Here is a 26,817-nt window from a genome sequence, read left to right on the forward strand (position 1 = left end):
AAGCGAGACCATTCATGTAGACGGGATGTGGCGGGGCGCCGCATCCGGCGCCACACGGGAGGTCCTCGACCCCGCCGACGCGAAGACCCTGCAGACCGTGGCCGAGGGCGGCGCGGAGGACGCGGACGCCGCCGTACTGGCCGCGCACACCGCCTTCGCGGGCGGCCGGGGCGACTGGCCGGGCACCCCGGTGGCCGAACGCGCCGCGCTGCTGCGCCGGGTCGCCGGGCTGCTCCAGCGCGACCGCGAGGAGATCGCGCTCATCGAGAGCCGCGACACCGGCAAGACCCTGGAGGAGGGCCGGGTCGACGTCGACGATGTCACCAACGCCTTCCGGTACTTCGCCGATCTGGTGATGAACGAGAGCGGCGGCCGGGTCGTGGACGCCGGTTCGCCCGACGTGCACAGCGTCGTCGTCCATGAGCCGGTCGGCGTCTGCGCGCTGATCACGCCCTGGAACTACCCGCTGCTGCAGGCCAGCTGGAAGATCGCGCCCGCGCTCGCCGCGGGCAACACCTTCGTCGTCAAGCCCAGCGAGGTCACCCCGCTCTCCACCGTCCACCTGGTGAAGCTCCTGACGGAGGCCGGGCTGCCCGCCGGAGTGGCCAACATCGTCACCGGCCCCGGAGTCCCCGTGGGGGCCAGGCTCGCCGAACACCCGCAGGTCGACCTCTTCTCCTTCACCGGGGGACTCGCGAGCGGGACCACGGCCGCGAGCTCGGCCGTCGCCGGTGCGAAGAAGATCGCCCTGGAACTGGGCGGCAAGAACCCCAACGTGGTCTTCGCCGATGCCTGCGCCACCGAGGAGGGCTTCGACACCGCCGTCGACCAGGCGCTGAACGCCGCCTTCATCCACAGCGGCCAGGTCTGCTCGGCCGGGGCCAGGCTCATCATCGAGGAGTCGGTCCGGGACCGCTTCGTCGCCGAACTGGCCCGTCGCGCCGAGCGGATCAGGCTCGGCCGCGGCACCGCCGAAGGCGTCGAGTGCGGGCCGCTGGTCTCCCAGCAGCAGCTGGACAAGGTCGAGGCGTACGTGGCGTCCGCGCTGGCCGAAGGGGCGCAGCTGCGCTGCGGCGGCCGGCGCCCCGAGCCGTCCGGTGACCGGCCCGCCACCGGTTACTTCTACGCGCCCACCGTCCTGGACAGCTGCCACCGCGACATGAAGGTCGTCCGCGAGGAGACCTTCGGGCCGATCCTGACCGTCGAGACCTTCCGCGACGAGGAAGAGGCGGTGACACTGGCCAATGACACCGAGTACGGACTGGCCGGCGCCGTCTGGTCGGCCGACACCGCCCGCGCCCGCCGCGTCGCCGCCCGGCTGCGGCACGGCACCGTCTGGATCAACGACTACCACCCCTACCTCCCGCAGGCGGAGTGGGGCGGCTTCGGCAAGTCCGGCATCGGCCGCGAGCTGGGACCCACCGGCCTGGACGAGTACCGCGAGTCCAAGCACATCTACGAGAACCTCCGGCCCGCACCGGTCCGCTGGTTCACGGGCTGAGCGTCCGTCTGTTCGCAGCACAGCGTAAGCCCGTCAGCACTTTGCAGAAGGAGCAACGTCCCATGCCTCCGGAGATCTCCACGGTCACCGCCGACTACGTCATCGTCGGCGGCGGCACCGCGGGTTCGGTGATCGCCTCCCGGCTCACCGAGGACCCCGCCGTCAGCGTCGTCGTAGTCGAGGGCGGCCCGACCGACATCGACCGCGACGACGTCCTCACCCTCCGCCGCTGGCTCGGCCTGCTCGGCGGCGACCTGGACTACGCGTACCCCACCACCGAGCAGCCGCGCGGCAACTCGCACATCCTGCACAGCCGCGCCAAGGTGCTCGGCGGCTGTTCCTCGCACAACACCCTGATCTCGTTCAAGCCGCTGCCCGGCGACTGGGACGAGTGGTCCGAGCACGGAGCGGCCGGCTGGGACGCGAAGTCGATGGACCCGTACTTCTCCAAACTCCGCAACAACATCGTCGCGGTGGACGAGAAGGACCGGAACGCCATCGCCCGCGACTTCGTCACCGCGGCCCAGCAGGCGGCGGGCGTCCCGCGCGTCGAGGGCTTCAACAAGAACCCCTTCCACGAGGGCGTGGGCTTCTTCGACCTCGCCTACCACCCGGAGAACAACAAGCGTTCCTCGGCGTCGGTCGCCTACCTCCACCCGCACATCGAGGCCGGCGACCGGCCCAACCTCACGATCATGCTGGAGACCTGGGCCCACCGGCTCGAACTGGACGGCGACCGCGCCACCGGTGTGCACGTCCGCACCAAGGACGGCGAAGAAGTCCTTCTGCGGGCCGGCCGCGAAGTGCTGGTCTGCGCGGGTGCGGTGGACACACCGCGGCTGCTGATGCTCTCCGGCATCGGTCCGAAGCAGGATCTGGAAGCCCTCGGCATCCCCGTCGTGCACGACCTGCCGGGCGTCGGCGAGAACCTCCTCGACCACCCCGAGTCCGTCATCGTGTGGGAGACCGACGGGCCCATTCCGGAGAACTCGGCGATGGACTCCGACGCCGGACTCTTCGTCCGCCGCGACCCCGGATCGCGCGGCCCGGACCTGATGTTCCACTTCTACCAGATCCCCTTCACCGACAACCCGGAGCGCCTGGGCTACGAGAAGCCCGAGCACGGCGTGTCGATGACTCCCAACATCCCCAAGCCGCGCAGCCGCGGCCGCCTCTACCTCACCAGCGCCGACCCCGAGGTCAAACCGGCCCTGGACTTCCGGTACTTCACCGATGAGGACGACTACGACGGCCGGACACTGGTCGACGGCATCCGCCTCGCCCGCGAGATCGCGAAGACCGAACCGCTCGCCCACTGGCTCAAGCGCGAGGTCTGCCCGGGCCCCGAGGTCACGTCCGACGAGGACATCAGCGAGTACGCCCGCAAGGTCGCACACACCGTCTACCACCCGGCGGGCACCTGCCGGATGGGCGCACCCGACGACGCCCTCGCCGTGGTCGACCCCGAGCTGCGGGTCCGCGGACTGTCCGGCCTCCGTATCGCCGACGCGTCCGTCTTCCCGACGATGCCCTCGGTCAACCCGATGATCGGAGTCCTCATGGTCGGCGAGAAGTGCGCCGAACTCCTGGCCGCGACCCCCGCCCAGGGAGGTACGGCATGACAGCGACCGCCCCCACCGCCCCCTCCGGCGACGGCGACCGGCCCGACGGCGCGTCGGCCGCGGCGCGGGAGAAGCGCGACACCGTCTTCTCCGTCCGCAATCTGTGGAAGGTCTTCGGCCCCAGGGCCGAGCGGATCCCCGGCGACAGCTCGCTGGCCGGGCTGACCGGCGAGGAGCTGCGGCAGCGCACCGGCTGCACCGCCGCCGTGCGCGACGTCTCCTTCGACGTCCACGAGGGCGAGGTCTTCGTGGTCATGGGCCTGTCCGGCTCCGGCAAGTCGACGCTGGTGCGCTGTCTGACCCGGCTCATCGAGCCGACCAGCGGCGACCTCACCATGGACGGCGAGGACGTCCGCGCCCTGGACAAAACCAAGCTGCGCGAACTGCGCCGCCACCGCGCCGCCATGGTCTTCCAGCACTTCGGCCTGCTCCCGCACCGCACGGTCCTGGACAACGTCGCCTACGGCCTGGAGATCCAGGGCATGGGCCGGGCCGAACGCCGCACCAAGGCAGCCGAGTTCATCGAGAAGGTCGGCCTGACGGGCCTGGAGCACCGGCGGCCGAGCGAACTCTCCGGTGGCCAGCAGCAGCGGGTCGGCCTGGCCCGCGCGCTCGCCGTGGACCCCGAAGTCCTGCTCTTCGACGAGCCGTTCAGCGCGCTCGACCCGCTCATCCGGCGGGACATGCAGGAAGAGGTCGTCCGGCTGCACCGGGACGAGGGCCGCACCATGGTCTTCATCACCCACGACCTGTCCGAGGCGCTGACCCTCGGCGACCGCATCGCGCTGATGCGCGACGGCCGGATCGTCCAGCTCGGCACGCCCGAGGAGATCGTCGGCTCGCCGGCCGACGACTACGTCCGCGACTTCGTACGCGACGTCCCGCGCGAACAGGTTCTCACCGTCCGCCGTGCCATGCGCCCGGCGCAGGGCGCTGAGGCCGAAGAGGGCGAGTCGGTGGCCCCCGGCACGCTCATATCCGACGCCATCGACACCGTCGTCCGCTCCGGGGGCGCCGTCCGCGTCGTCGAGGGGGACCGGTGCCTCGGCATCGTGGACCACGCCTGCCTGCTCGCCGTCGTCGCCCGTCTCGACGAGAGCCCGGCCGAGAGCGGGGTGGCCGCCTGATGCGTACGCAACCAACCCCCGTACCCGGCCGCGCCGCCCGCCCAGCCGTCCGGAGGCGCGCATGACGGCCGCCACTGCCGCTCCCGTCCGCGCCGACAGCCCGGCCGCACCGGGCAGGGCGGCCAGGCTCCGGGCCGCGCTGCTCCACCGCGGCCCGGGCAAGCTCCTCGTGCTCGCCGTCGCCGCCGCCGTCCTGGTGCCGATCGCGAACGCCTTCTGGTCCAGTGGACTGTGGCCCGGTGCGCTCACCGTGGACCTCTCGGCACCGCTGGGCCACGTCAGCGACTGGATCATCGACAACCGCGACACCCACCCGGTGTTCCTGTACTTCCTCGGCTATCTGAGCAACGCCGTGGTCATCGCCGTACGCGCCGTCTACCTGGTGCTGCTCGCCCTCGGCTGGACCGGAGTCACCGCCGCGGTCACCCTCGTGGCCTGGCGGGTGGCCGGCTGGCGCATCGCCGCCACCGCACTGGTCTCCCTGCTGGTCAGCGGGATGCTGGACATGTGGGTGCCGACCATGCAGACGCTCGCGCTGATGGTGGTGGCCGTCATCGCCTCCGCCGTCGTCGGGGCGGTCCTGGGGCTGGCGGGCGGTCTCTCCGACCGGCTGTTCCGCATCCTGCGCCCGGTGCTCGACACCATGCAGGTGCTGCCGGCCTTCGCCTATCTGCTGCCGGTGGTCCTGGTGTTCGGCATCGGTGTGCCTGCCGCGCTGCTCGCCACCGTCGTCTACGCGGCGCCGCCGATGGCCCGCCTCACGGCGCTCGGGCTGCGCGGGGCCGACGCCGGGGTCCTGGAGGCCGTCGCCTCGCTCGGCTCCACCGCCCGCCAGCGACTGGTCACCGCCCGGCTGCCACTGGCCCGCAAGGAACTGCTCCTCGGCCTCAACCAGACCATCATGATGGCGCTCTCGATGGTCGTCATCGCCTCACTCATCGGAGCCGCCGGTCTCGGCGACCGCGTCTACCAGGCGCTCGCCTCCGTGGACGTCGGAGGGGCACTGGCCGCGGCCATCCCGATCGTGCTGCTCGCCATCGTCATGGACCGCACCACCGCAGCTGCCGGGGCCCGCCTCGGCAGCGAGCCCTCCGGGCCCCCGGCCCTGCGCGGCTGGCGCGGCTGGGCCCTCGCGGCCGTCGTCACCGCGGTCGTCGCGGTGGCCGGCCGGCTGGCCGGCTCCACCCTCTGGCCCGGCGGAACCACCGTGGCCATCGCGCGGCCCGTCAACGACTTCAAGGAGTGGATGGTCGACCACCTCTACTCCGGAGTCCCCGTCGTCGGCGGCACCGCCGACTGGGCCGCGCACTTCACCTCCTGGGTCCTGGACCCGCTCAGGGACGGGCTGACCGGCCTGCCCTGGTGGGGCGCACTGCTGATCGTCGCTGCCCTGGCCTGGCTGATCGGCACCTGGCAGACCGCCCTGACCGCGGTACTCGCGCTCTGCGCCATCGGCGTCCTCGGCATGTGGAAGCCGTCCATGGACACGCTCTCGCAGGTCCTGGCCGCGCTGGTCGTCACCCTCGTCGTCGGCTTCGCCGTCGGGATCCTCGCGGCGGGCAGCCGCCGCACCGAAGCCGTACTGCGCCCGGTCCTGGACGTCATGCAGACCATGCCGCAGTTCGTGTACCTCATCCCGGTGGTGGCGCTCTTCGCCGTGGGCCGCGCCCCGGCAGCCGCCGCCGCGGTCGTCTACGCGCTGCCCGCCGTCATCCGCATCACCACCCAGGGCCTTCGCCAGGTCGACCCGGCCGCGGTGGAGGCCGCCAGGTCGCTCGGCGCCACGCGGATGCAGACACTGCGCCAGGTCCAGCTGCCGCTGGCCCGCCCGGCGCTGCTCCTTGCCGTCAACCAGGGCGTGGTGCTCGTGCTCGCCGTGGTCATCATCGGCGGCCTGGTGGGCGGCGGGGCGCTCGGCTACGACGTCGTCACCGGACTGGCCACCGGCGACCTCGCCATCGGCCTCGTCGCCGGCGTGGCCATCGTCTGCCTCGGCCTGATGCTCGACCGGGTCACCCAGCCCACCGAACGCCGCACCCGGAAGGGGGCCTGAGCCGTGACCCGTACACCCACCCGTGGCGCACGCCGTGCCACGACCGCCCTCGCCGCCCTGGCTTCGGGCGCCCTGCTGGTCTCGCTCAGCGGCTGCGGAGCCGCCGACATGACCAAGCAGTCCTCGCCGTTCGCCGCGGCCAAGGGCGCCAAGTCCGTCACGCTCTCCGTGCAGAGCTGGGTCGGCGCCCAGGCCAACGTGGCCGTCGCGAAGTATCTGCTCGAACACCAGCTGGGCTACCGGGTCGACACGGTCCAGGTGGACGAGATCCCCGCCTGGGACGCCCTCAGCCAGGGCCGCGTCGACGCGATCCTGGAGGACTGGGGCCACCCCGACCAGGAGAAGCGGTACGTCAAGGACAAGAAGACGATCACCGCGGGCGGCGACCTGGGAGTCACCGGCCACATCGGCTGGTTCGTCCCGAAGTACTGGGCGGACAAGCACCCCGATGTCACCGACTGGAAGAACCTCAACAAGTACGCCGGTCAGCTGCGTACGGCGGAGAGCGGCAGCAAGGGCCAGCTCATGGACGGTTCGCCCTCCTACGTCACGAACGACAAGGCGCTGGTGAAGAACCTCAAGCTGGACTACGACGTGGTGTTCGCGGGGTCGGAGGCCGCGCAGATCACCCAGATCCAGCAGTTCGCCAAGGAGAAGAAGCCCTTCCTCAGCTACTGGTACGAGCCGCAGTGGCTCTTCAACCAGGTACCGATGAAGGAGGTCAAGCTTCCTCCGTACACCGCGAAGTGCGCGGACAAGGGGGTCAAGGACCCCAAGTCCATTGACTGCGCCTATCCCTCGACGCCCCTGCAGAAGTACTTCAACACCGAGTTCACCAGGACGGGCGGCAGCGCCGCGACGTTCCTGAAGAACTTCAAGTGGACGAAGAACGACCAGAACAAGGTCTCCGCGATGATCGCCTCGCAGGGGCTCTCGGCCGACGAGGCGGCCAGGCGCTGGGTGGACCAGAACCCGGACATCTGGAAGAAGTGGCTCCCCGGGAAGAAGTAGGAGCCATCGGCCGGTCGCGTCCCGCCGGGGCGCGACCGGCCGTGCTGGGCCGTACGGGTGAGGGCCGGGAGCCGTCCGCAGGGCTGGGGTACGGGTGCTGTTTCGGGGGGCGGGCGACCCGGTACCCATGGGGCGACAGTGAGTGGCTGCCGCGCCGATCGGGGCAAGAGGATTCCCGGGCCGTGGTGGGCCGGACCACCCCATGCGTACACCGGAGGATCTCCCGTGCTGACGACCCACTATGTCCCTGGTGCGCCGAACTGGCTCGACCTCGGCGCCCCGGACATCGACGCAGCCGTCGCCTTCTACACCGGCGTGTTCGACTGGACCTTCCAGTCGGCCGGCCCCGACGCCGGCGGCTACGGCTTCTTCCAGAAGGGCGGCAGGACCGTCGGAGCCGTCGGCCCGCTGACGGCGGAGGGCGCGAGCGCCGCGTGGACGGTCTACTTCCACACCGCCGACGCCGAAGCCACCGGCCGCGCCGTCGAGCAGGCAGGCGGAACGGTCCGCTTCCCGGCGACGGACGTCTTCACCGCCGGCCGGATGGCGGGCTTCACCGACTCGACGGGCGCCGAGTTCGCCGTCTGGCAGCCGCGCGACGTACAGGGTCTGGAGGCCGTCATGGAGCCGGACACGATGTGCTGGACGGAGCTGCACACCACCGACGCGGCAGCGGCGAAGGCCTTCTACCGCGCGGTCTTCTCCTGGAGTGACCAGGACATGTCCATGGGGGACGGCATGGTCTACACCGTCGTGTCCGCGCCCGGCGGTGGCAAGGGCGACGACACCAGCCACGGCGGCATCATGCAGCTCCCGAAGGAGAACGCGGACGCCGGGGCGACATCGGAGTGGCACCCGTACTTCGGCGTCGAGGACTGCGACGCCACGTTCGCCGCGGCCACCGGACGCGGGGCCACGGCCCTGATGCCGCCGAGCAACGCTCCTGGAGTGGGACGCCTCGCGCTGCTCCGGGATCCGGACGGCGCGGTGTTCGCCCTGATCAAGGGCGATCCGTCGATGACCTGACCAGGCCCGGCGAGAAGCGGCGGGGACATCCGCCCCGAGAACGGAGCACGGCCATGAAGCCGATCATCACCGTGGGTCTGGACAGCAGGGCCGAGTCGCTCTCCGCGGCCCGCTGGGCCGCGCGCGAGGCGCAGTCGCGCGGCGCGGTGCTGCGCATCCTGCACGCACGGGCAGTGGGTCCGGTCCGGCCTGCGGACGGGAGCGGTCAGCACGATCTGCCCCGGTGGATCGTGGAGCGGGCACGCATCGTCGTGGACGAGCGCTGTCCCGGACTGCCCGTCACCGAGGAGCTGACGGACGGCGACCCGGTGGCGACCCTGCTGGAGGCGGCGGCCGATTCGCAGGCGGTGGTGCTCGGCTCCCGGGACATGGCGCCGCTGGCCAGTTACTACCTGGGCGACATCGGTCTGCGGGTGGTGGCGCGCGCCGACGCCCCCGTCGTCCTCGTCCGGGCGCGGGAAGCCACCGGCCCGGTGGCCGAGGACGGCGCCGTGGTGCTGGGTCTTTCGCTGCACGGGCCGTGCGAGGCGCTGTGCGAGTTCGCCTTCGACACCGCCGCCAGGCGCGGCGTCCTGCTGCGGGCCGTGCACGGCAGAAGCCTTCCGGAGCACGCGTACAGCCGGAGTGGCGTCGATTCGCGGGTTTCCGGGCGAACGACGGAGCGTGCCCAGCTGGAGCTGAGCGAAGCGCTGCGGCCCTGGCGGGAGAAGTTCCCCCAGGTACGCACGGCCGACCGGGTACGCACGGAGAGCCCGGCCCAGGCGGTCGTCCGCGGTGCCACGGGCGCCGGACTGCTGGTCGTGGGGCGGCGCAGGAGCAGGCCCGCGCTGTCGCCGCCGGTCGGCCACGTCCTGTCCTCGGCCGTACACCACGCGCCGTGCCCGGTGGCAGTCGTCCCGCACGACTGAGCGGTCACGACCGGCAGGCCCGACCGAACAGCCAGCACCGAACAGCCAGCACCGAACAGCCAGCGCTGCGCAGCCACGATCCAGCAGGCACAGCCCGGCAGTTACGGCCCAGGAGGCAGCGAGCGCCATGCGCGAGACCAGTACGGAAGCACCGGCCCCGGTAACCGACGAGGAACTCGCGTCACTGGTCGCCCACTGGCGGGCCGCCAACTATCTTGCGGTCGGCCAGATCTACCTCCTGGACAATCCGCTGCTCACCGAGCCGTTGCGGCCGGAACACATCAAACCCCGGCTGCTCGGCCACTGGGGCACCTCGCCCGGACTGAACCTGGTCCACACACACCTGAACCGCGTCGCCAGGGCGCGCGGCCAGGACACGGTGTGCGTCTGGGGGCCCGGGCACGGCGGTCCGGCCGTACTGGCCAACTCGTGGCTGGAGGGCAGCTACTCCGAGACGTACCCGGACATCGGCCGGGACGCGGCGGGCATGGCCCGGCTCTTCCGGCAGTTCTCCTTCCCCGGCGGTGTGCCCAGCCATGTCGCACCCGAGACACCCGGTTCGATCCACGAGGGCGGGGAACTGGGCTACTCGCTCTCCCACGCGTACGGCGCGGCCCTCGACAATCCGGATCTGCTCGTCGCCTGTGTCATCGGTGACGGTGAGGCGGAGACCGGCCCGCTCGCCGGGTCCTGGCACTCCAACAAGTTCCTCGATCCGGTGTACGACGGCGCGGTCCTTCCGGTCCTGCACCTGAACGGATACAAGATCGCCAATCCGGCGGTGCTGGCGCGCATTCCCGAAGCGGAGCTGGACGAGCTGCTCCGCGGCTACGGTCATGACGTCCTGCACGTCACCGGCGCCGATCCGGACACCGTCCACCGGGCCATGGCCCGGGCGATGGACACCGCACTGGACCGCATCGCCCGCATCCAGCGTGCCGCCCGCGAGGAGGGCAGCACCGAGCGCCCGCGCTGGCCGCTGATCGTGCTGCGTACGCCCAAGGGCTGGACCGGCCCCGCGAGCGTCGACGGACTGCCGGTCGAAGGCACCTGGCGGGCCCACCAGGTGCCGCTGCCCGGCGTCCGGGAGAACCCCGAGCACCTCAGGCAGCTGGAGATGTGGCTGCGCTCCTACCGGCCGGAGGACCTCTTCGACACCGCGGGCCGGCCCCGCGCCGAAGTCCTGGCCTGTGTCCCCGACGGGCCGCTGCGCCTCGGCGCCAACCCGCACACCAACGGCGGCCTGCGCCTGCTCGACCTGCCGGTACCGCCCCTGGAGGAGTACGCCGTCGAGGTCGTGCGGCCCGGCGCGACCCTGCACGAGCCGACCCGCGTCCTCGGCGATCTGCTGGAGGCGGTCATGGCGGCCACTGCGGAGCGACGTGACTTCCGTGTGGTGGGGCCCGACGAGACCGCGTCCAACCGGCTCCAGGCCCTGTACGGGGCCAGCGGCAAGGCATGGCAGGCGGAGACCCTCGGTGTCGACGAGCACCTGGACCGGCACGGCCGGGTGATGGAGATCCTCTCCGAACACACCTGCCAGGGCTGGCTGGAGGGCTACCTCCTCACCGGTCGGCACGGGCTCTTCTCCTGCTACGAAGCCTTCGTGCACATCGTCGACTCGATGGTCAACCAGCACATCAAGTGGCTGAAGGTGTCCCGCACCCTGCCCTGGCGCCGCCCCATCGCCTCCCTCAACTACCTGCTCACCTCGCATGTCTGGCGGCAGGACCACAACGGCTTCTCGCACCAGGACCCCGGCTTCGTCGACCACGTACTCAACAAGTCCCCGGAAGTCGTACGCGTCTACCTCCCGCCGGACACCAACACCCTGCTCTCCGTCGCCGAACACGTCCTGCACAGCCGCGACTACGTGAACGTCGTCGTGGCGGGCAAGCAGCCCTGCTTCGACTGGCTCACCCTCGACGAGGCGCGTGCCCACTGTGCGCGCGGGGCCGGGGTCTGGGAGTGGGCCGGTACCGAGCGGGAGGGCGAGGAGCCCGATGTCGTGCTGGCCTGCGCGGGCGACGTTCCCACCCAGGAGGTGCTGGCAGCGGCCCTGCTGATCCGCCGTCACCTCCCGGGTCTGGCGGTGCGGGTGGTGAACGTGGTCGACCTGGCCCGGCTGCTCCCGGAGTCGGAACACCCGCACGGGATGTCGGGCAGGCAGTACGACGCGCTGTTCACCCGCGACAAGCCGGTGATCTTCGCCTACCACGGCTACCCGTGGCTGATCCACCGCCTGGCCTACCACCAGGCCGGTCACGCGAACCTGCATGTGCGCGGCTACAAGGAGTCCGGGACCACGACCACCCCCTTCGACATGGTGGTCCGCAACGACCTGGACCGTTACCGGCTGGTCCTGGACGTCATCGACCGCGTCCCCGGACTCGCGGTGCGCGCGACCCACGCGCGCCAGACCATGGAGGACGCCCGCCTCAGGCACCACGCCTGGATCCGCGAGCACGGCACCGACCTCCCCGAGGTGGCCGACTGGACCTGGCAGCCGCTGCCCCTCGACACCTGAGACCTTCCCGCGGATCACAGCGCGTCCGCGGGCTCCGGGCGGCACATCCGCACGGCTCTGGTTGCAACGGGAGGCCGCGCCCGGCGTCAGACGTCGGCCCAGACCAGCCGGCCTCCGCCGTCCTGGCAGGTGCCCCAGTCGGCGGCCAGGGCGGTGACGATGAGGAGACCCCGGCCGCGTTCCGACAGGCCGGTCCTGGCGGCGCCGTCCGGCTCGGTCTCGCATGCCGGTGGCCGGCGCTGGGCCGGAATGCCGTCGCCGCCCGCGTCCCACACCTGGATCCTTATCCGGGAGCAGGTCCGGCGCAGGCAGCAGCGGACCCGCGCGGACCGGGCGCTGTAGCGCACGGAGTTGGTGACGAGTTCGGAGACCAGCAGGACCGCGGTCTCCGTCCGTTCCTCCGGCTCGCCCCAGGCCAGCATGGCGTCGCGGACGCGCTGTCGGGAGTCGATGACCCCCTCGGGTATGCGCGGCGTCGACCAGCGGTAGGCGGAGTCGTCCTCGTCGTCGGAGCGTGCGGCAGAGGCATCACCATCGAATTCAGACATATATGCACTATCAACACGTTCGGCATACTCTGCAAGTGTCAGAGTGTGAATCGCACAGAATGTGACACGACGGCCGCCCGGTTTCGCCGCGAAGGAGATGGACGCCGTGAGAGCCCGCTCAGGCCCGACCCTGGAGCACCGTGTCGTCGCGGAACAGCTCCGCCTGGCCCGTGAGCGGGCCGGATGCGGGCTCGCGGCGGTCGCCGCCGCGCTGGACCTGTCCGAGGCCACCGTGCGGCGTATCGAGCGGGCGGAGACCGCGCTGGACGCCGGGCAGGTCAGGGACCTCCTGGAGTACTACCACCACCCCGAGGGCGACGCCCGGCGGATCAGGGCCAGCCTGGTCAGGGCGAACGAGCCCGGATGGTGGCACCGCTGGCGTGACGTCCTGCCCGCCTGGCAGCGGGACGTCATCGGTATCGAGTCGTCCGCCGCGGTGATCCGGATGTGGCACCCCGCACTGGTCCCCGACCTGCTGCGGACCCCCGGTTACGCCGCTGCCGTCGAGGCGGTCCGGCACCCGGGGGCCCCGCCTGCCGTACGGGCCCGGCGTACGGAGTTCCTCCGGGCCCGGCAGGAGCGGTTCCGTGAGCGGGACGCGGTCCTGTGGGGGCTGATCCCGGAGGCCGCGCTGCACACCTGCGTCGGCTCCCCGGATGTCATGCGGGAGCAGCTGGACGCCCTCCGGCGGGCGACCGCCCGCCCGAACATCACCCTCCAGGTGATGCCTCTGACGGCGGGGCCGCACGCACTGACCGGCGCCCCGCCGCTGGAGCTGCTACGGCTTCCCGTCCCGGAGATCCCGGACCACGCCGTCGTCGGCGGCCCCGGCGGTGAGGTCGCTGTCACCCAGGACCGCGCGGCGGTTTCCGCGTACCGGATGCTGATGGATTCCGCCTGCGGCGCGGCACCGGCCGCCGGCGTGGTGCTGCCCGAGCTGTTCCCGCGGTGAGCCGAGGGGCGGCGACCGTGATGGAAGGTGATGGTCCGATCGCACCGGGTGTCAGGGGTGGTCGGGGCGACCGGCGCGGTCGAGAGAGCCGGAGTGGCTGAAAACGGCCCTGAGGATATGTGAGGCGGCTATACGATCTCGCCATGCCTTTCAGTAGACGGGCGATATACGTTCAGTGACATGTAGTGCGGGGTGAAAGCCTGTCCGAGTGGCGGCGGCCGACGCCGGTACGGGTCTTCCGCGCGTGGCCGCCGCAGCCGCCCGTCGCGCCGTGACGCCCCCCCCGTGAAGCCGTCGCTCTCCCCCATTCGAGCCGCGGTTCCCAGCCAAATCGAAGCCGATTCAAAGGTTCTTCATGGCCCGTCCTTCCGCGTCCGTTCCTCCACCACGCCGGACGCAGTACCTCTGGCCGACCGTTCTGAGCCTCGCGCTCATCACGCTCGCGGCCCCCGTGGTGCCCCTCGCGGCCGCCGGCCCCGTCGCTCTCGTGGTGTACCTCGTCGCGGCCCTGGCCGTGCTCACGCTCCTGGTGATACTTCGCGGCCGGCACAGAGCGGCCGAGGCCGAGGCCGCCCGCCACCTGCGGGAGGCCGGGGAACAGGCCGACCGGACGGCCCTCCGCGACACGGAGTGGCGCCGCCGGACGCAGCAGCAGGGCGATCTGGTCCAGGCCGAGGTCGAGCACGCCGTCAAGGAACGGCTGCCCGCGGCACTGGCCGGCCGGGAGGACCCGGGCCCTTCGAACGAGACGTGGCCGCTGGACGAGACCGTGGCCGGTCTGCTGGACCGGCTGCTCGGCGAGGTGCGCGAAGCAGTCGAGTACCGCGAGGAGTCGCAGCGGCTGGCCCTGGTCGAGCTCGCCAGCCGGGTCCAGACCTCCGCACACCGCATCCAGGCCGCGGTGACGGGGCTCGCCGACCGGTATCCCGGCGATGCCGAACTCCTCGAATCCACCATGCGTGTGGACCACGCGGCGACCCAGCAGGCCCGGCACGCCCAGAGCCTCAAGGTGCTGTGCGGCGAGTGGCCGGGGCAGCAGTGGCAGAAACCGCTCGCCCTGGTCGACGCGGTGCGGGCCGCATCGGGACGGATCGTCGCCTTCACCCGTATCGAGGTCTCGGGCGACCCGGACGTGGGGATCGCCGCGCCCGTCGTCGAGCCGCTGATCCACCTGCTGGCCGAACTGCTCGCCAACGCGACCGAGTACTCGCCGCCGAGCACCGCGGTACCGGTCACGGTACGGACCGTGCAGCGCGGCGCTGTCATCGAAGTGGACGACGGCGGTCTCGGACTGGACGAGTACCGGCTCGCCGAAGCACGCGAAGTCGCCTCGGGCCGCAGGCTCCTGGGCGTCGGCGACGTCGGCGAGATCCCGCAGACCGGCTTCGCGGTGGTGGGCCGCTTCGCCCAGCGGCACGGCTTCCGCGTCGACCTGGGGCCCTCCCCGTACGGCGGGATCCGCGGCGTGGTGCTGATCCCCGCCCACGTACTGGAAGCCATCGATCCGCCCGGCTCTCCCGCGGACCGCTCCGCCGCGGCGCAGCCCGCTCCCGAGGCGGGGCAGCCGCCCACCGCCACCGTCCCCGGGCAGACCTCGCAGAGCCCCGAGATCCCCGCCGAACCACCGGCGCAACAGGCCATCCCGCTGTACGAACAGGGCGGCGAGCGGACCCGGCGCCTCCCGCGCCGGCGGTCACGCCGCGACGAATACCGCCCGACCGGCGGGCCCGCGGACGATTCCGCGGGCGGCACCATGTCCTCGGCGACCCCGGACGAGGCGGGCGACTGGATGGAGCAGTTCTTCGAGGGCGGCCGGTCCGCGCCCGAACCCGGCTCCGACCCGCACGACGGCCGCGACGGCTCTTCCCCCCACACCCCCGATTCCGCAGAAGGACAGGCCTGAGCATGAGTTACGTGGACAATCCCCAGCAGCGTGGCTGGATGATCTCGGAGGTCGCGGCCGTGCCCGGGGTACGCCAGGCGATCGTCTTCAGCGCCGACGGACTCCTGCTGGTCAGCTCCGACGGCATGGACCGGGACGCCGCCGACCGCCTCTCGGCGAACTGCTCGGGGCTGCAGTCCCTGGGCCGCAGCCTCGGCCGGGAGTTCGGCGGGGACGGCGGGTCGGTCCACCAGCAGATGGTGGAGTTCAACGGCGGCTTCCTCTTCATGCGCAGCGCCGACAACGTCCACCTCGCCGTGGTGACGGGCCCGGTGGTGGACCCGAAGCTGGTGGCCCGTCAGATGCAGGCACAGGTCATGAGAATCGGAGCGGCCAACCTCAGCAGCCCGCCGAGGCCGGGATCCGCTCGGTGAGCGACCCGGAGGGGGAGTACACGGACCGGGCGCTACGCCCCTATGTGATCAGCAGAGGGCGCTCACGCCCCACGCGTAACACCATCGGTATCGAGACACTTCTCATCGCCGTCGACCCTCCGCACGACCTGCCCGTCTCCGCCACCCGGGAAGAACGCGCCCTCCTGCGGATGTGCCGTCGGCTGCTCTCCCTGGTGGAGGCGGCCGCCCACCTGCAACTGCCGGTGAGCCTGGTCAGAGTACTGGTGTCCGACCTCGCCGACAGCGGTCATCTGTCGGCGCGCTCCGGCGTACCGCAGGCCGTTCCCCCCGATGGACAACTGCTTCAGGAGGTACTCGATGGTCTCCGCCGTCTCCGTTGACCGCTATTTGGCCGACACCGTCCAGCAGGCCGTCAAGATCCTCGTCGTGGGCGCCTTCGGTGTCGGCAAGACCACGCTGGTCGGCTCGGTCAGCGAGATCGAGCCGTTGCGCACCGAGGAGGTGATGACCCGGGCGAGCATCGGGGTGGACGACCTCGCGGGTACGGGCACCAAGACCACCACGACCGTGGCCATGGACTTCGGCCGCATCACGGTCACCTCGCGGCTGGTTCTCTACCTTTTCGGTACGCCCGGGCAGCGCCGTTTCTGGGACCTGTGGGACGGGCTGGCCGAGGGCGCCATCGGTGTCCTGGTCCTGATCGACACCCGCAGGATCGAGGACAGTTTCGACGTACTGGAGCAACTGGAGATCAGGGGGCTGCCGTTCGCCGTCGCCGTCAACCAGTTCCCGGACAGCGAGTGCTACTCCGCCGACGAACTGCGCGTGGCGCTCGACCTGCTGCCGGAGACCCCCGTCGTCATCTGCGACGCACGGGAGCGCACCTCGTCGCTCGACGCGCTGATCAGCCTTGTCCACTACGTGATGAGCGCCGGAGCGGCGCGCGTACCGGAGAGCGCCTCATGAACCACCCCCTCCCGCCGCCGTCCTGCCCGGCCCGCGGCGGCCGCACCACCGGGCTGCTCCCGCTTTCCGAGGCCGTCGGATCCAGCGATCCGCAGGCGGCCTACCGCAGGCTGCGCGAGCAGTGGGGCAGCGTGGCCAAGGTGGAACTGGAGCCGGGGGTGCCCGCCTGGCTCGTCATGGGCTACCGGGAACTGCTGACCATCACACGCCAGGAACAGGTGTACTCGCGGGACGCGCGCAACTGGCACGACCTCAACGACGGTGTCGTCTCGCCGGATTCGGGCCTGCTCCCGATGATGGCCTGGCGGGCCAACGTCGTGAGCGCCGACGGACCGGAGCACCGCAGACTGCGCCAGCCGCTCGACGACGGCGTCGCGCGGATCGACCAGCGCCGCACCCGGCGCCAGGTCGAGGCGGCCTGCGCCAAGCTGATCGCCGAGTTCTCCGCACGCGGCAGCGCCGACCTGGTCAACGAGTACGCCAGGATCGTCCCGATGCTCTCCATCGCCTCGCTGTTCGGCCTGGACAGCGCCGAAGGGCGTGAGCTGCTGGACGCGCTCATCGCGCTGGTCGGCAGCGCGGACGACTCGCAGAGCGGAAACCGCCACTTCGAGGAGATCCTCGCCGACACGCTCAGGGCCCGCCGTGCCGTGCCCGCGGACGACCTGACGACCGCGCTGCTCGACCACCCCAACCTGCGGGACGAGGCGGAGCAGCTCCAGTCGATGGTCGTGATGGTCTCCGCGGGCAACGAGACCGTCACCGCCTGGATCTCGCACACCCTGCGGCTGATGCTCACCGACCCGCGGTTCGCGGCCCGTATGCACGGCGGGCGGCTCGGCGTGGACGACGCACTCGACGAGGCGCTGTGGCGCGACCCGCCGATGAACAACGTGCCCGCCCGCTACGCATTGCGCGACACCGAACTGGGCGGACAGCAGATCAGGCGGGGCGACGTCCTCGTCCTGGGGATCAGCGCCGCCAACGACGACCCCGCGGTCCGCGCGTCCGACGGCGGGGTGGAGCCGGGCAACCGCGCGCATCTCGCCTTCTCGGCCGGCGCGCATGTGTGCCCCGCCCAGGTGCCGGCCCGGCTGATCACCCGTACCGCGGTCAACACCGTCCTGCACCTGCTGCCCGACATGCGGCTCAGCATCCCCGCCGGTGACGTGGCCTGGCGTCCCTCGCCCTGGACCCGCGTCCCCGTCTCGCTGCCCGTCGACTTCTCCGCGCGGTACGGAGCGGGCACCGGCGACAGCACATCCCCGTGACCGGACATTCCCCTCGCGAACTCGGGCCCGTGGTCAGGGTGCGGCTCCCCGGAGACGTCCTGGCGTGGTCGGTGACCGACCACCCCTGCTGAACGACAGGCTGGCCGATCCGCGCTTCAGCAAGGACCGGCACGGCTGGAACGCCATCAGGCGCGGTGAGATCTCGGCCGACTGGCCGCTGACAGGCATGGTGAAGGGCACCGACACGATCATCGCTGACGGTCCGGAGCACCGCACGCGGCCGGACACCCGCCTCCCGGCCGGGGGTTGGGACGGGCTGTACAACACTCTTACCGGTATGATCAGGCAGATCTCACCGTAAAGTGGATCAAGATCCGGTATTCCTGTGCGCATGGACAGAGACCGAACCGCCCGATCCGATCACTCCCGCATTCCCGGCCGTGCAGGCCGGACCCGTTCCCGCTCCGGCCTGCGCGCGGGCGCCGCACTGCTCGCCGCCGCCACGGCCGTACTGGCCGCTACCGTGCCCGGCGCATCGGCGGCCGCGCCCGCGAACAGGCCCGCCGCGGAACGCCCTTGGCAGGACAGCTCGGCCGGGACCCAGCGGTACCTCGACACGGTGAAGGACAACCCGGACCGGCTCAGGGCCTTTCTGCGCCCGATGCCGAAGGGCGGGGACCTGCACACCCACCTGGCGGGCGCGGTGCCGGTCGAAGCGCTGATCGGCTTCGCTGCCGACGACGGGCTGTGCATCGACGAGACCACGCTGACGGCGTCCGCGCCGCCGTGCGGGCCCGGTAAACGGCCCGCCCAGGACGCCGTGACCGACCACGACTTCAGGCAGGACGTCATCCACGCCTGGTCCATGGAGGACTTCAAGGAGACGCCCGCCGAGAGCGGACACGACCACTTCTTCGCCACCTTCGGAAAGTTCAGGGCCGTCACCGGAAAGCACCGCGGCAGGCTCGTCGCCGAGGTCACGAAGGTGGCCGCCGCCAACCACCAGGACTACGTGGAACCGCTCTTCACCCCGCAGGGCGACGCCCTGTGGAATCTGGGAGGGGGCCTCCGCTGGACCGGTGACTTCGACCGGATGCGGGACTCGCTGCGCGCCGACGGCAAGCTGAACCGAGTCCTGGACGACGCGAAGGCGGAGACCGCCCGGGAGATGGCGGAGCAGCGTGCCACTCTCGGCTGCGACGGCTCCGACCCGCAGCCCGCGTGCAAGGTGCAGGTGCGTTTCGACTTCCAGGTCGGCCGCGCGTCCGAGCCGCAGTACGTCTTCACCCAGCTTCTCGCCGGATTCGAGATGGCCGACAAGGACCCCCGCTACGTGGGGGTCAACCTGGTGCAGGCGGAGGACGCCCCCATCGCCCTGCGCGACTACCACCTGCAGATGCGCATGATCAAGTACCTGCGGTCCATCTACCACACGGCGCGCGTCACGCTGCATGCCGGTGAGCTGACCAGCAAGGTCGCCCCGCGCGACGACCTCAGGTTCCACGTCCGCGACGCGGTCGAGACCGCGGGCGCCGAGCGTATCGGCCACGGTGTGGACATCATGGGCGAGGACCGGCCGCAAGAGCTCCTGCGGACCATGGCGCGCCGGCACATCGCGGTGGAGGTGCCGCTGACCAGCAACTGCCAGATCCTCGAAGTCTGCGGCGCCGGCCACCCGATCGACCGCTATCTGGCCGCCGGTGTGCCGGTGGCGCTGTCCACCGACGATCAGGGCGTATCGGGGATCGACATCACCGTCGAGTACGCCCGTGCCGTCATCGAGCACCACCTGTCGTACCGTCAGCTGCGTGAGAGCGCCCGTACGTCACTGGAGCACGCCTTCATCCAGGGCCGCAGCCTCTGGCGCGCCGTGGGCGATCACCGGCCCACCGCCGCCTGCGCCACCAGCGACCCCCGTACCGGCAGGACCACCGAGAGCTGCCGCGCGCTGCTGAACGCCAGTCCCAAGGCGACGCTCCAGTGGCGCTACGAGACCGAGCGCGCCGCCTTCGAGGCCCGTCACCGGGCATAGCGTCTCCCGGATCGCCTCTCGTCCCGTTCAGGCCGGGCCGTGCTCCTCGCGGCCCGGCCCGGCTACTTCTCCGCGGTCAACGGGTCGATCATCGCGTGCAGTTGCTCCACGCTGACGCCGCCGGAACTCCTGGCGGCGATCCTCCCGGCGCGGTCGACCACCACCGTGGAGGGGATGGCCTGAGGGTTGACGCTGCCCCGGGGGAAGCGCAGAAGAAGCTTGCCCGCCGGGTCGTACAGGCTCGGATACGGCACGCCCCGGTCCCTCTCGAACGCCCGGGCCGGGCCGGTGGAGGGGTCGCCGGTATTGATCCCGACGAACTGGACGCCCCGGGAGCGGAGTTGGCGGGAGACCTTCGCCAGGTTCCCGGCCTCGCCGCGGCAGGGACCGCACCAGGAACTCCATACGTTCAGTACGACGACCTTTCCCCGGTACGCGGAGCGCACATCGAGCGCGCTGCCCCGCAGGGTCTTTCCCGACAGCCGGGGAGCCGCGGCGCGGTCTGCCTTCGCCACCGCGGTGATTCCGTCGCTGCCCGCCGCCCGGCCGCCCCCGTCCGAACTGCCCCCGCCCGAACCGGAATCGCAGGCCGCCAAGGTGAGCGCGCAGAAGGCCGCTGCCGCGCCGAACCGGGTGGTGCGGCGGAGGGCGGAGGTGAAGTGGATGAGGCGCGCAGGGGTCATGTGAAAACTTTCGCATGACCGTGGCCGGGATCTGACGTCCTGTGCCTGGCGGCCCGTATCCGGTTCCTGACGGCTTCGGCCGGGTTGTGTACATGCGGCGGGCCCCTGCCTTCCGGCCGGGGCCCGCCGAACGCGCGGGGGGTCAGTCCCCGAGCGAGTCCTTCATGCCCTGGGCGCGGTCCTTCGCGTCACCGAGAGCGCCCTTGCTCTTGCCCTTGGCCTGGTCGGTCTTGCCCTCGGCCTCCTGGCGCTTGTCCCCGGTGGCCTTGCCGGCCGCCTCCTTGGCCTTGCCCTTGATCTTGTCCATGGCGCTGTCGTCACCCATTGCTGCTCCTCGTGCGGTGGTGCGGATCGCTGACCAGCCCACGGTAGAACTGTTCCGTGCGAATCGCCTGATATCGCATCCGATCGCGCACCTGGACGACCGGCGGCCGCCGTCCCGCTTCTCACTGTGCCGCCGGGCAGCGGCGCGACCGCGCGGGCGACTCGCTCAGCAGGAAGTCCGCCACCGCATCGGCGGCGCACCCCTTCGCCATGGCCACACCGTGGCCGGTCGCCTCGACGGTGACCATGGCGGCCCGCCCGCCGAAGGCGCGCAGCGTCCGGCGGGCCTCACTCAGCGGAGTCGAGGGGTCCTCGGTGTTCTGAGCCATGAGGATGTTGTGCGGACCGTGCGGGACCGGCTTCGGCGGTTGGTCGGAACCGGCCACGGGCCAGAAGGCACAGGGCCAGATGTTCGCCGGCGATCCTGCTGTCAGCGGGTACTGCGCGGCGCTGCGGGTGACCCTCCGCCGGTATTCCGCGACATCCTTCGGCCAGACGCTGTCGTTGCAGACGATGGCGTCCTGCGCGCTGAAGAAGTTGTCCGGGAAAACGCTGCCGAACTGGAGCTTCGACGTGACATCGGCCGGGATCGAGCCCGCGTGTGCCGCTCCGAGCAACTCCGCGAGTCCCGGGAAGTAGCCCTGCTGTTCGAGCAGCGCCTCCTCCGCTTCCAGCAGCAGGTTCCCGGTGAGGCCCTTGCCGGTCATCAGTGGCAGCGGGGTCCTGTTGAGTTCCCGCACGGTGGACAGGACCGTCCGCCGCACGTCCGGGGCCGAACCGCCCAGGTGATAGGTGCTGTCCCGGTCCGCGGCCCACCGTGCGAAGCCGCCGAAGGCGTCCTCGACCCCGCGACCCTTGTTCTGGATGGCCGCCCGCACACCGCCCGGCGGGACGGTGCTGTCCAGGAGTACCCGCCCCGAGGTCGCGGGGTACAGGGAGGCGTAGACCTGTCCGACGAACGTCCCGTACGAGGTGCCCGTGTAGGACAGCGTCGGCAGCCCCAGGGCGATCCGGATCCGGTTGATGTCGCGGGCGATGTTCACCGTGTTGAAGAAGGGCAGCGTGGAGCCGGCGTGCTGAGTGCAGGCGCCCGCGGTGCGCCGGGCCCACGCGACATTGGCATCGATGCTGCCGTCGGCCGCCGGATAGGAGAAACCGGTGGCCGCGGTGCGGTCGGCGTGTGCGATACCGCAGTGCAGCGGGTCGCTGTGGCCGATGCCCCGGTAGTCGAGTCCGTACAGGTCGGTGGTCCGGGTGACGCGGACCGGCAGCGCCGACACGGCCTGCGACGGCAGATCGAGCCCGCTGCCGCCGGGGCCGCCCTGGCCTGTCATGAGGGACTGCGGACGGGGCGCTCCGGAGCGGATCCGGGACACCTCGATGGTCAGCCGGCGGCCACTCGGGGCGCGGTAGTCGAGGGGTACGTGGACGGCCGTGCACCGCTGGCGCGGATCACGCCTGACGGGGGCGGCGCCGCCCGTACCGGCGTCCGCCGCCGGGCAGGGGCCCCACCTCAGAGCGGATCCACCGGACATCGCGGCGGTCGGCGAACCCGCTGTACGGCGCTCGGTCCCGGCGCTGCACGCCACCGCCCCGGCCAGGAGGGAGGCGACTACGGCCAGTGCGACCGGCGCACGGCGCGACGGGTGGCGGCGCCGGCCTTCGGGCAGGGCTCTCATACGGCGGTGAGCGGGCGGGTGAGCGGCGAAACCCGTACGACGCCTGCGACAGCGGCGTTGTCGACACCGGAGCTATCCACGGAGATGCACCTTTCAGCACGACGGATGGGGTGTTACCTCCCTGAGTCTGTCGCCTGAGGCCCCTGAGACCGCTCAACCCTGATGGAGTGTTGGACGGGCGTCGCTTTCCGGCAGCCGCTGAAGACGGCCACAGACGGCTCATGGCGGGCGGCCGTGAAGGCCGCCCGCCATGAGCCGTGCGGGGCAGTGCTGGTGCTGACCACATGCGCGTGGACGACAGGTCCGCCGCCACCGTGGGTCTGGGGAAACCGTGCGCGGTGGCGACCGTGCGGGCTGCGAGCCGGGCGGAACGGCAGGGCCGGTTCCGGGTGGTTGTCACAGCCCAACGGGCGTGCGGGTCACGTTGGTTCGGGGCCGGTCGGGCTCACCGGCCGGGTGTTCCGGCCGACTTCGCTGCTGCCGACTGCCGACTGCCGACGAACAGCGCAGGGGCGGGACGGCACGAGCCCGCCGGTGATCGCGGTCCGCTGGGGATCCGCTGTCACCGGGGCTCGTGTCCGCCGTCCCTCCGGGGTGTTCGCTCACCCGCGTCAGGCCGGTCCACGTCGTGGATCTCCGGCTCAGTACGCCGAGTTGACGTTGTCGATGGAGCCGTAGCGGTGAGCCGCGTAGTTGGCGGCGGCCGTCAGGTTCGCGACCGGGTCGGTCAGCTTGTCCGCGGTTCCGGAGACGTGGTAGATGTCGAAGGTGGGCTGGATCACCTGGAGCAGGCCCTTGGAGGGGACGCCGTTCCGGGCGTTGATGTCCCAGTTGTTGACGGCGTTCGGGTTTCCGCTGGACTCGCGCATGATGTTGCGGTGCAGGCCCTCGTAGGTGCCGGGGATGTGCTTGGCCTTCATGATGGCCAGCGACTCCTTGATCCAGCCGTCGAGGTTGTTCTTGTAGATCTTGGGCGCGGCTGCCTTGTGCTTCGCAGCGCTCTTCTTCACGGCGGCCTTGGCCTTTGCCGCCTTCGCCTTCGCAGCCTTCGCCTTGGCGGCCTTCGCTGCCTTCTCGTCCTTCTCGCTCTTCTTGGCGGGCTTGGCCGCGGCCTTCTTCGCCGAGTCCTTCTTCGGCGCGTCCTTCGCGGGAAGGCCGTTGAGGGAGACGGGCTTGACCGAGGCGGCCGTGTGCGCCGCGGGTATCTGGGCGCTGCTCGTCTCGGTGGTGGCGGCCAGGGCGGTGCTGGCTCCCACGGTCACGAGGACAGCGGCGGCGATCTTGTGCGTACGGGTGGTGCGGGGCAGGGAGATGCGGGGCATGCTGGCCTCTTCCAGATGGGGGACGTGACGTGCGGCCTTCGGCGGCGCAGTGGATGTGAACCGAGGGTCTTTGGCCGCGTTCGCCGACTGGCGTGGGTCGCTGGCTCGTTCTCGGTGCTTGCCGGGAACCATGGTTAGCGCCCGTCTTCGGTGGTGGCAATGACCCCCTGTACTACTCCTCATCGTGAGATGAGATGAAATGCCCGAAATCATGGCTGTTCTGCCGGGCAAGGCAGGGGTGGGGGCCGACTATCACCGGTCGTAGGTGACCTAGGTCCTGTGGCTGGTGTCACCTCGCGAAGCGCCCGAAAATGCCCAAAAAGTTGTGTGGGTCACAGGGTTGGGGCGATTTCCGGTGATTCAGTGCCGCTTGGGCGGGTACACGGCGGCGCCACCGCCGTCGGGCGGGATGTCCGGGCTTTCGGCCGTGCGGGCACGGGGACCTGTCCACCGGCGGCGCCCGCCGACCGGAAGGACGACGCTCAGCCGGTGCCGGTGCCGGTGCCGGTGCCGGTGCCGGAGCCGGAGCCGGAGGAAGAGGGAGAGGGAGAGGGGAGCCGAGCCGGAAGGGGGTGCCAGAGGGGGGAGGGGCCGAGCCGGCGGGGCGCGAGCCGGAACGGATGGCGGTACCGGAGCTACCCTCGAATCAAGGGAATCCCCGCCCGTCATCCGGCGATATGACGGCCGTGGCGCGCGGGACATTCAGCGAGGAGGTTCCCCACGATGACTTCCACCGCACGGCTGATGACCGTACTTCCCGCATTCCACCGCGAACGCCTGATGGACCTGGCCCGCGATGTCTTCTTCCCCCAGGACGCGAGGATCTTCGAGGAGGAGTCGCCCGCGGACAAGTTCTGGATCATCCATACCGGGACCGTGGCACTCGACCTGCACGTACCGCAGAGGGGCAGGGTGATGGTCGACACCCTGGAGGTCGGGGACCTGCTCGGCTGGTCCTGGCTCTTCCCGCCGCACCGGTGGCATTTCGGCGCCGAGGCGTTCAGTCCGGTCCGGGCGCACGAGTTCGACGCGGTCGCCGCCCGGGAAGTGTGCGAGAGCGACCACGAGCTGGGCCTGGCCCTGGCCCGCTCCGTCGCCGAGGTCCTCGCCACCCGCCTTGAGGTCGCCCGTACGAAACTGCTCGATCAGTACATGCTCCACGGCGCCACCGGCATGTAGGGACCGCCGGGGCTCGGTGGGGGCAGTACGAGTGAGCAGTACGGGGAGCGCCAGAGGCTGATCAGGCCTGCGGAGACACGGGTGCCGCACGGTCGGCCACGGACTGTGCCGAGGCCGTCACCGCCGCCCGGCGGAGCTGCCTCAGCCGGTGCATCACGTCGTTGGCGCCCCGGCCGAAATAGTCGTGCAGCAGGCAGTACTCGGCGTACAGCCGGTCGTACGCCGCCGACCTGTCCGGATCCGGCTTGTGCACGGCCGGGCGGGTCCCGCCCATCGCCGATGCCGCTGCGTGGATGTCCGGATACGCGCCCGCGGCGACCGCGGCGTGCATCGCCGAGCCGAGCGCCGGACCCCGGGACGAATGGATCAGACTCAGCGGCCGCCGGGTGACGTCGGCGTACAGCTGGGTCAGGAAGGTGTTCTCCAGCAGACCGCCGGCGAGGGTGATGCCGGTGACCGGCACCCCGGCCTCCTCGAAGGCCTCGATGATCCGGCGGGTACCGAAGGCCGTCGCCTCCAGCAGGGCGCGGTAGACGTCCTCGGGTCTGGTGGCCAGTGTCAGCCCCACGACGGTGCCGCTGAGTTCATGATCGACGAGCACCGACCGGTTGCCGCTGTGCCAGTCCAGGGCCACCAGACCGTGCTCCCCGACGGCCTGCGCGGCGCCGAGCCGGGTCAGATGGTCGTGGAGGGTGCGGCCCAGCCGCCGTGCCTCCTGGGCGCAGGCCTCCGGGACCGCGGTCCGTACGAACCAGCCGAAGATGTCGCCGACGCCGCTCTGCCCGGCCTCGTAACCCCACAGACCGGGGACGATGCCGCCGTCGACCACTCCGGACACGCCCGGAACCGGGCTCGGGTCCGGAGAGCTCACCATGTGGCAGGCGGATGTCCCCATGATCAGAACCATCCGGCCGGACCCGGCCGCGCCCGTCGCGGGCACGGTCACATGCGCGTCGATGTTCCCGACACACACCGCGATCCCCTCGGGCAGCCCGGTCCAGGCCGCCGCCCGTGCGGTCAGACCGCCCGCCCGGGTCCCGAGCGCGCCGGTCGGGTGCTCGACCTTGTCGCGCACGAAGTCCCGGAATCCGGGGTTGAGCGCGGCGAGGAACCCGTCGGACGGGTGGACGCCGTCCTGCAGCAGGCCCTTGTAACCGGCGGCGCAGGCGCTGCGGACATAGCGGCCGCACAGCTGCCAGACGATCCAGTCCGTCGCCTCGACCCAGTGGTCGGTCAGGGCGTACAGCTCCGGGTCCTCCTCCAGCAGCTGGAGCCCCTTGGCGAACTGGCCCTCCGACGAGACCCGGCCCCCGTAGCGGTCCAGCCACGGCTCGGCCCGCTCGGCCGCCAGGGCGTTGATCCGGTCGGCCTGCGGCTGCGCCGAGTGGTGCTTCCAGAGCTTCACGTACGCGTGCGGCCGCTCCGTGTACTGCGGCAGCTCGCAGAGCGGGGTGCCGTCGGCCGTCACCGGGATCATGGTGCACGACGTGAAGTCGGTCCCCACCCCGATCACCCGGTCTACCGGAACCCCGCTCGCCTCCAGCGCCCGTGGCACCGCTTGGCGCAGCACCCCGAGATAGTCGGAGGGAACCTGGAGCGCCCACTCGGGCGGCAGCCGCGGGCCGCCGTGGGGGAGTGCCTCGTCGAGCACACCGTGCGGGTAGAGGTGTTCGGCCGCGCCCAGCTCGGCCCCGTCCCGTACGCGGACCACCACCGCACGCCCGGACAGGGTGCCGAAGTCCACACCGACGACGTACGCATCCTGTTCCCGGCCGCTCCCCGGCGCTGCGCTCACGACTCACTTCTCCTGTCCGTAAGGAGGGCCGG

General features: G+C 71.3%; 23 protein-coding genes. 17 read left to right on the top strand and 6 right to left on the bottom strand.

Translation table 11 applies throughout. The annotated features are described in order from the left end of the window. The first annotated feature begins 25 nt into the window (after nt 1–25). The 8 genes from OG285_RS34945 to OG285_RS34980 all read left to right on the top strand — a co-directional run bounded on the left by OG285_RS34945 (nt 26) and on the right by OG285_RS34980 (nt 11,775). The gene (locus OG285_RS34945) at nt 26–1,501 is read left to right on the top strand and encodes an aldehyde dehydrogenase family protein (protein ID WP_356834632.1); all 1,476 of its coding nucleotides are present in this window, start codon (nt 26–28) and stop codon (nt 1,499–1,501) included. A gap of 62 nt (nt 1,502–1,563) precedes the next feature. Next, nucleotides 1,564–3,123: a GMC family oxidoreductase gene (locus OG285_RS34950; RefSeq protein ID WP_371793330.1), complete on the top strand. Its 1,560-nt coding sequence runs from the start codon at nt 1,564–1,566 to the stop codon at nt 3,121–3,123. After that, on the top strand, nt 3,120–4,250 hold the full coding sequence (locus tag OG285_RS34955; RefSeq protein ID WP_356834464.1) for a glycine betaine/L-proline ABC transporter ATP-binding protein: 1,131 nt from the start codon (nt 3,120–3,122) through the stop codon (nt 4,248–4,250). Before OG285_RS34950 ends, OG285_RS34955 begins: the two co-directional genes overlap by 4 nt. A 61-nt stretch (nt 4,251–4,311) precedes the next feature. After that, nucleotides 4,312–6,303, top strand: a complete 1,992-nt coding sequence (locus tag OG285_RS34960; protein WP_371793331.1) for an ABC transporter permease — start codon at nt 4,312–4,314, stop codon at nt 6,301–6,303. A 3-nt stretch (nt 6,304–6,306) separates the two neighbouring features. Further along, nucleotides 6,307–7,314, top strand: coding sequence for an ABC transporter substrate-binding protein (locus tag OG285_RS34965; RefSeq protein WP_356834468.1), 1,008 nt, complete (start codon nt 6,307–6,309; stop codon nt 7,312–7,314). Nucleotides 7,315–7,539: 225 nt separating this feature from the next. After that, nucleotides 7,540–8,340, top strand: a complete 801-nt coding sequence (locus OG285_RS34970; RefSeq protein WP_371793332.1) for a VOC family protein — start codon at nt 7,540–7,542, stop codon at nt 8,338–8,340. Nucleotides 8,341–8,393: 53 nt separating this feature from the next. Further along, complete coding sequence (locus OG285_RS34975) at nt 8,394–9,248, top strand: universal stress protein (protein ID WP_371793333.1); 855 nt, start codon at nt 8,394–8,396, stop codon at nt 9,246–9,248. Between the two features lie 127 nt (nt 9,249–9,375). Continuing rightward, on the top strand, nt 9,376–11,775 hold the full coding sequence (locus tag OG285_RS34980) for a phosphoketolase (protein ID WP_371793334.1): 2,400 nt from the start codon (nt 9,376–9,378) through the stop codon (nt 11,773–11,775). Nucleotides 11,776–11,861: 86 nt separating this feature from the next. Here the strand turns inward: OG285_RS34980 and OG285_RS34985 are convergent, their stop codons facing one another. After that, a complete protein-coding gene (locus OG285_RS34985) occupies nt 11,862–12,323 on the bottom strand; it encodes an ATP-binding protein (protein WP_356834476.1) in 462 nt (153 codons plus the stop codon). Nucleotides 12,324–12,429: 106 nt separating this feature from the next. On the opposite strand from OG285_RS34985, the gene OG285_RS34990 reads away from it, so the two are divergent. The 8 genes from OG285_RS34990 (at nt 12,430) to OG285_RS35025 (ending at nt 19,803) form a co-directional block, all read left to right on the top strand. Then, nucleotides 12,430–13,275: a DUF5753 domain-containing protein gene (locus tag OG285_RS34990; RefSeq protein ID WP_371793335.1), complete on the top strand. Its 846-nt coding sequence runs from the start codon at nt 12,430–12,432 to the stop codon at nt 13,273–13,275. A 355-nt stretch (nt 13,276–13,630) separates the two neighbouring features. Continuing rightward, nucleotides 13,631–15,178 carry an ATP-binding protein gene (locus OG285_RS34995; RefSeq protein ID WP_371793336.1) on the top strand — a complete coding sequence of 516 codons (1,548 nt, stop codon included), beginning with the start codon at nt 13,631–13,633 and terminating at the stop codon, nt 15,176–15,178. A gap of 2 nt (nt 15,179–15,180) precedes the next feature. Next, nucleotides 15,181–15,591: a roadblock/LC7 domain-containing protein gene (locus OG285_RS35000; protein ID WP_356834482.1), complete on the top strand. Its 411-nt coding sequence runs from the start codon at nt 15,181–15,183 to the stop codon at nt 15,589–15,591. Further along, nucleotides 15,588–15,953 (top strand): DUF742 domain-containing protein, encoded by a 366-nt coding sequence (locus OG285_RS35005; protein WP_356834484.1) that lies wholly within the window; start codon nt 15,588–15,590, stop codon nt 15,951–15,953. Before OG285_RS35000 ends, OG285_RS35005 begins: the two co-directional genes overlap by 4 nt. Then, a complete protein-coding gene (locus OG285_RS35010) occupies nt 15,931–16,539 on the top strand; it encodes an ATP/GTP-binding protein (RefSeq protein WP_356834486.1) in 609 nt (202 codons plus the stop codon). The genes OG285_RS35005 and OG285_RS35010 overlap by 23 nt, the downstream gene beginning before the upstream one ends. Continuing rightward, nucleotides 16,536–17,810: a cytochrome P450 gene (locus tag OG285_RS35015; RefSeq protein ID WP_371793337.1), complete on the top strand. Its 1,275-nt coding sequence runs from the start codon at nt 16,536–16,538 to the stop codon at nt 17,808–17,810. The genes OG285_RS35010 and OG285_RS35015 overlap by 4 nt, the downstream gene beginning before the upstream one ends. A gap of 64 nt (nt 17,811–17,874) precedes the next feature. Beyond that, entirely contained in the window at nt 17,875–18,132 is a 258-nt protein-coding gene (locus OG285_RS35020; RefSeq protein WP_371793338.1) for a hypothetical protein, read from the top strand. Nucleotides 18,133–18,162: 30 nt separating this feature from the next. Next, on the top strand, nt 18,163–19,803 hold the full coding sequence (locus OG285_RS35025) for an adenosine deaminase (RefSeq protein ID WP_371793339.1): 1,641 nt from the start codon (nt 18,163–18,165) through the stop codon (nt 19,801–19,803). Between the two features lie 62 nt (nt 19,804–19,865). On the opposite strand, the gene OG285_RS35030 is transcribed toward OG285_RS35025, so the two are convergent. The 4 genes from OG285_RS35030 to OG285_RS35045 all read right to left on the bottom strand — a co-directional run bounded on the left by OG285_RS35030 (nt 19,866) and on the right by OG285_RS35045 (nt 23,811). Next, nucleotides 19,866–20,486 carry a TlpA family protein disulfide reductase gene (locus OG285_RS35030; RefSeq protein ID WP_371793340.1) on the bottom strand — a complete coding sequence of 207 codons (621 nt, stop codon included), beginning with the start codon at nt 20,484–20,486 and terminating at the stop codon, nt 19,866–19,868. Nucleotides 20,487–20,628: 142 nt separating this feature from the next. Then, nucleotides 20,629–20,811 carry a CsbD family protein gene (locus tag OG285_RS35035; RefSeq protein ID WP_356834496.1) on the bottom strand — a complete coding sequence of 61 codons (183 nt, stop codon included), beginning with the start codon at nt 20,809–20,811 and terminating at the stop codon, nt 20,629–20,631. Nucleotides 20,812–20,932: 121 nt separating this feature from the next. Beyond that, nucleotides 20,933–22,489, bottom strand: a complete 1,557-nt coding sequence (locus tag OG285_RS35040) for an alpha/beta hydrolase (protein ID WP_371793341.1) — start codon at nt 22,487–22,489, stop codon at nt 20,933–20,935. Between the two features lie 641 nt (nt 22,490–23,130). Next, the gene (locus OG285_RS35045; protein WP_356834500.1) at nt 23,131–23,811 is read right to left on the bottom strand and encodes a transglycosylase SLT domain-containing protein; all 681 of its coding nucleotides are present in this window, start codon (nt 23,809–23,811) and stop codon (nt 23,131–23,133) included. A 723-nt stretch (nt 23,812–24,534) separates the two neighbouring features. Between OG285_RS35045 and OG285_RS35050 the strand changes: the two genes are divergently transcribed. Beyond that, a complete protein-coding gene (locus tag OG285_RS35050) occupies nt 24,535–24,990 on the top strand; it encodes a cyclic nucleotide-binding domain-containing protein (RefSeq protein ID WP_356834502.1) in 456 nt (151 codons plus the stop codon). Between the two features lie 61 nt (nt 24,991–25,051). Here OG285_RS35050 and araB read toward each other — a convergent pair whose 3' ends face one another. Next, nucleotides 25,052–26,785, bottom strand: coding sequence for a ribulokinase (araB, locus tag OG285_RS35055; RefSeq protein WP_371793342.1), 1,734 nt, complete (start codon nt 26,783–26,785; stop codon nt 25,052–25,054). Nucleotides 26,786–26,817 lie beyond the last annotated feature (32 nt).

The organism is Streptomyces sp. NBC_01471 (assembly GCF_041438865.1).
GTDB lineage: Bacteria > Actinomycetota > Actinomycetes > Streptomycetales > Streptomycetaceae > Streptomyces.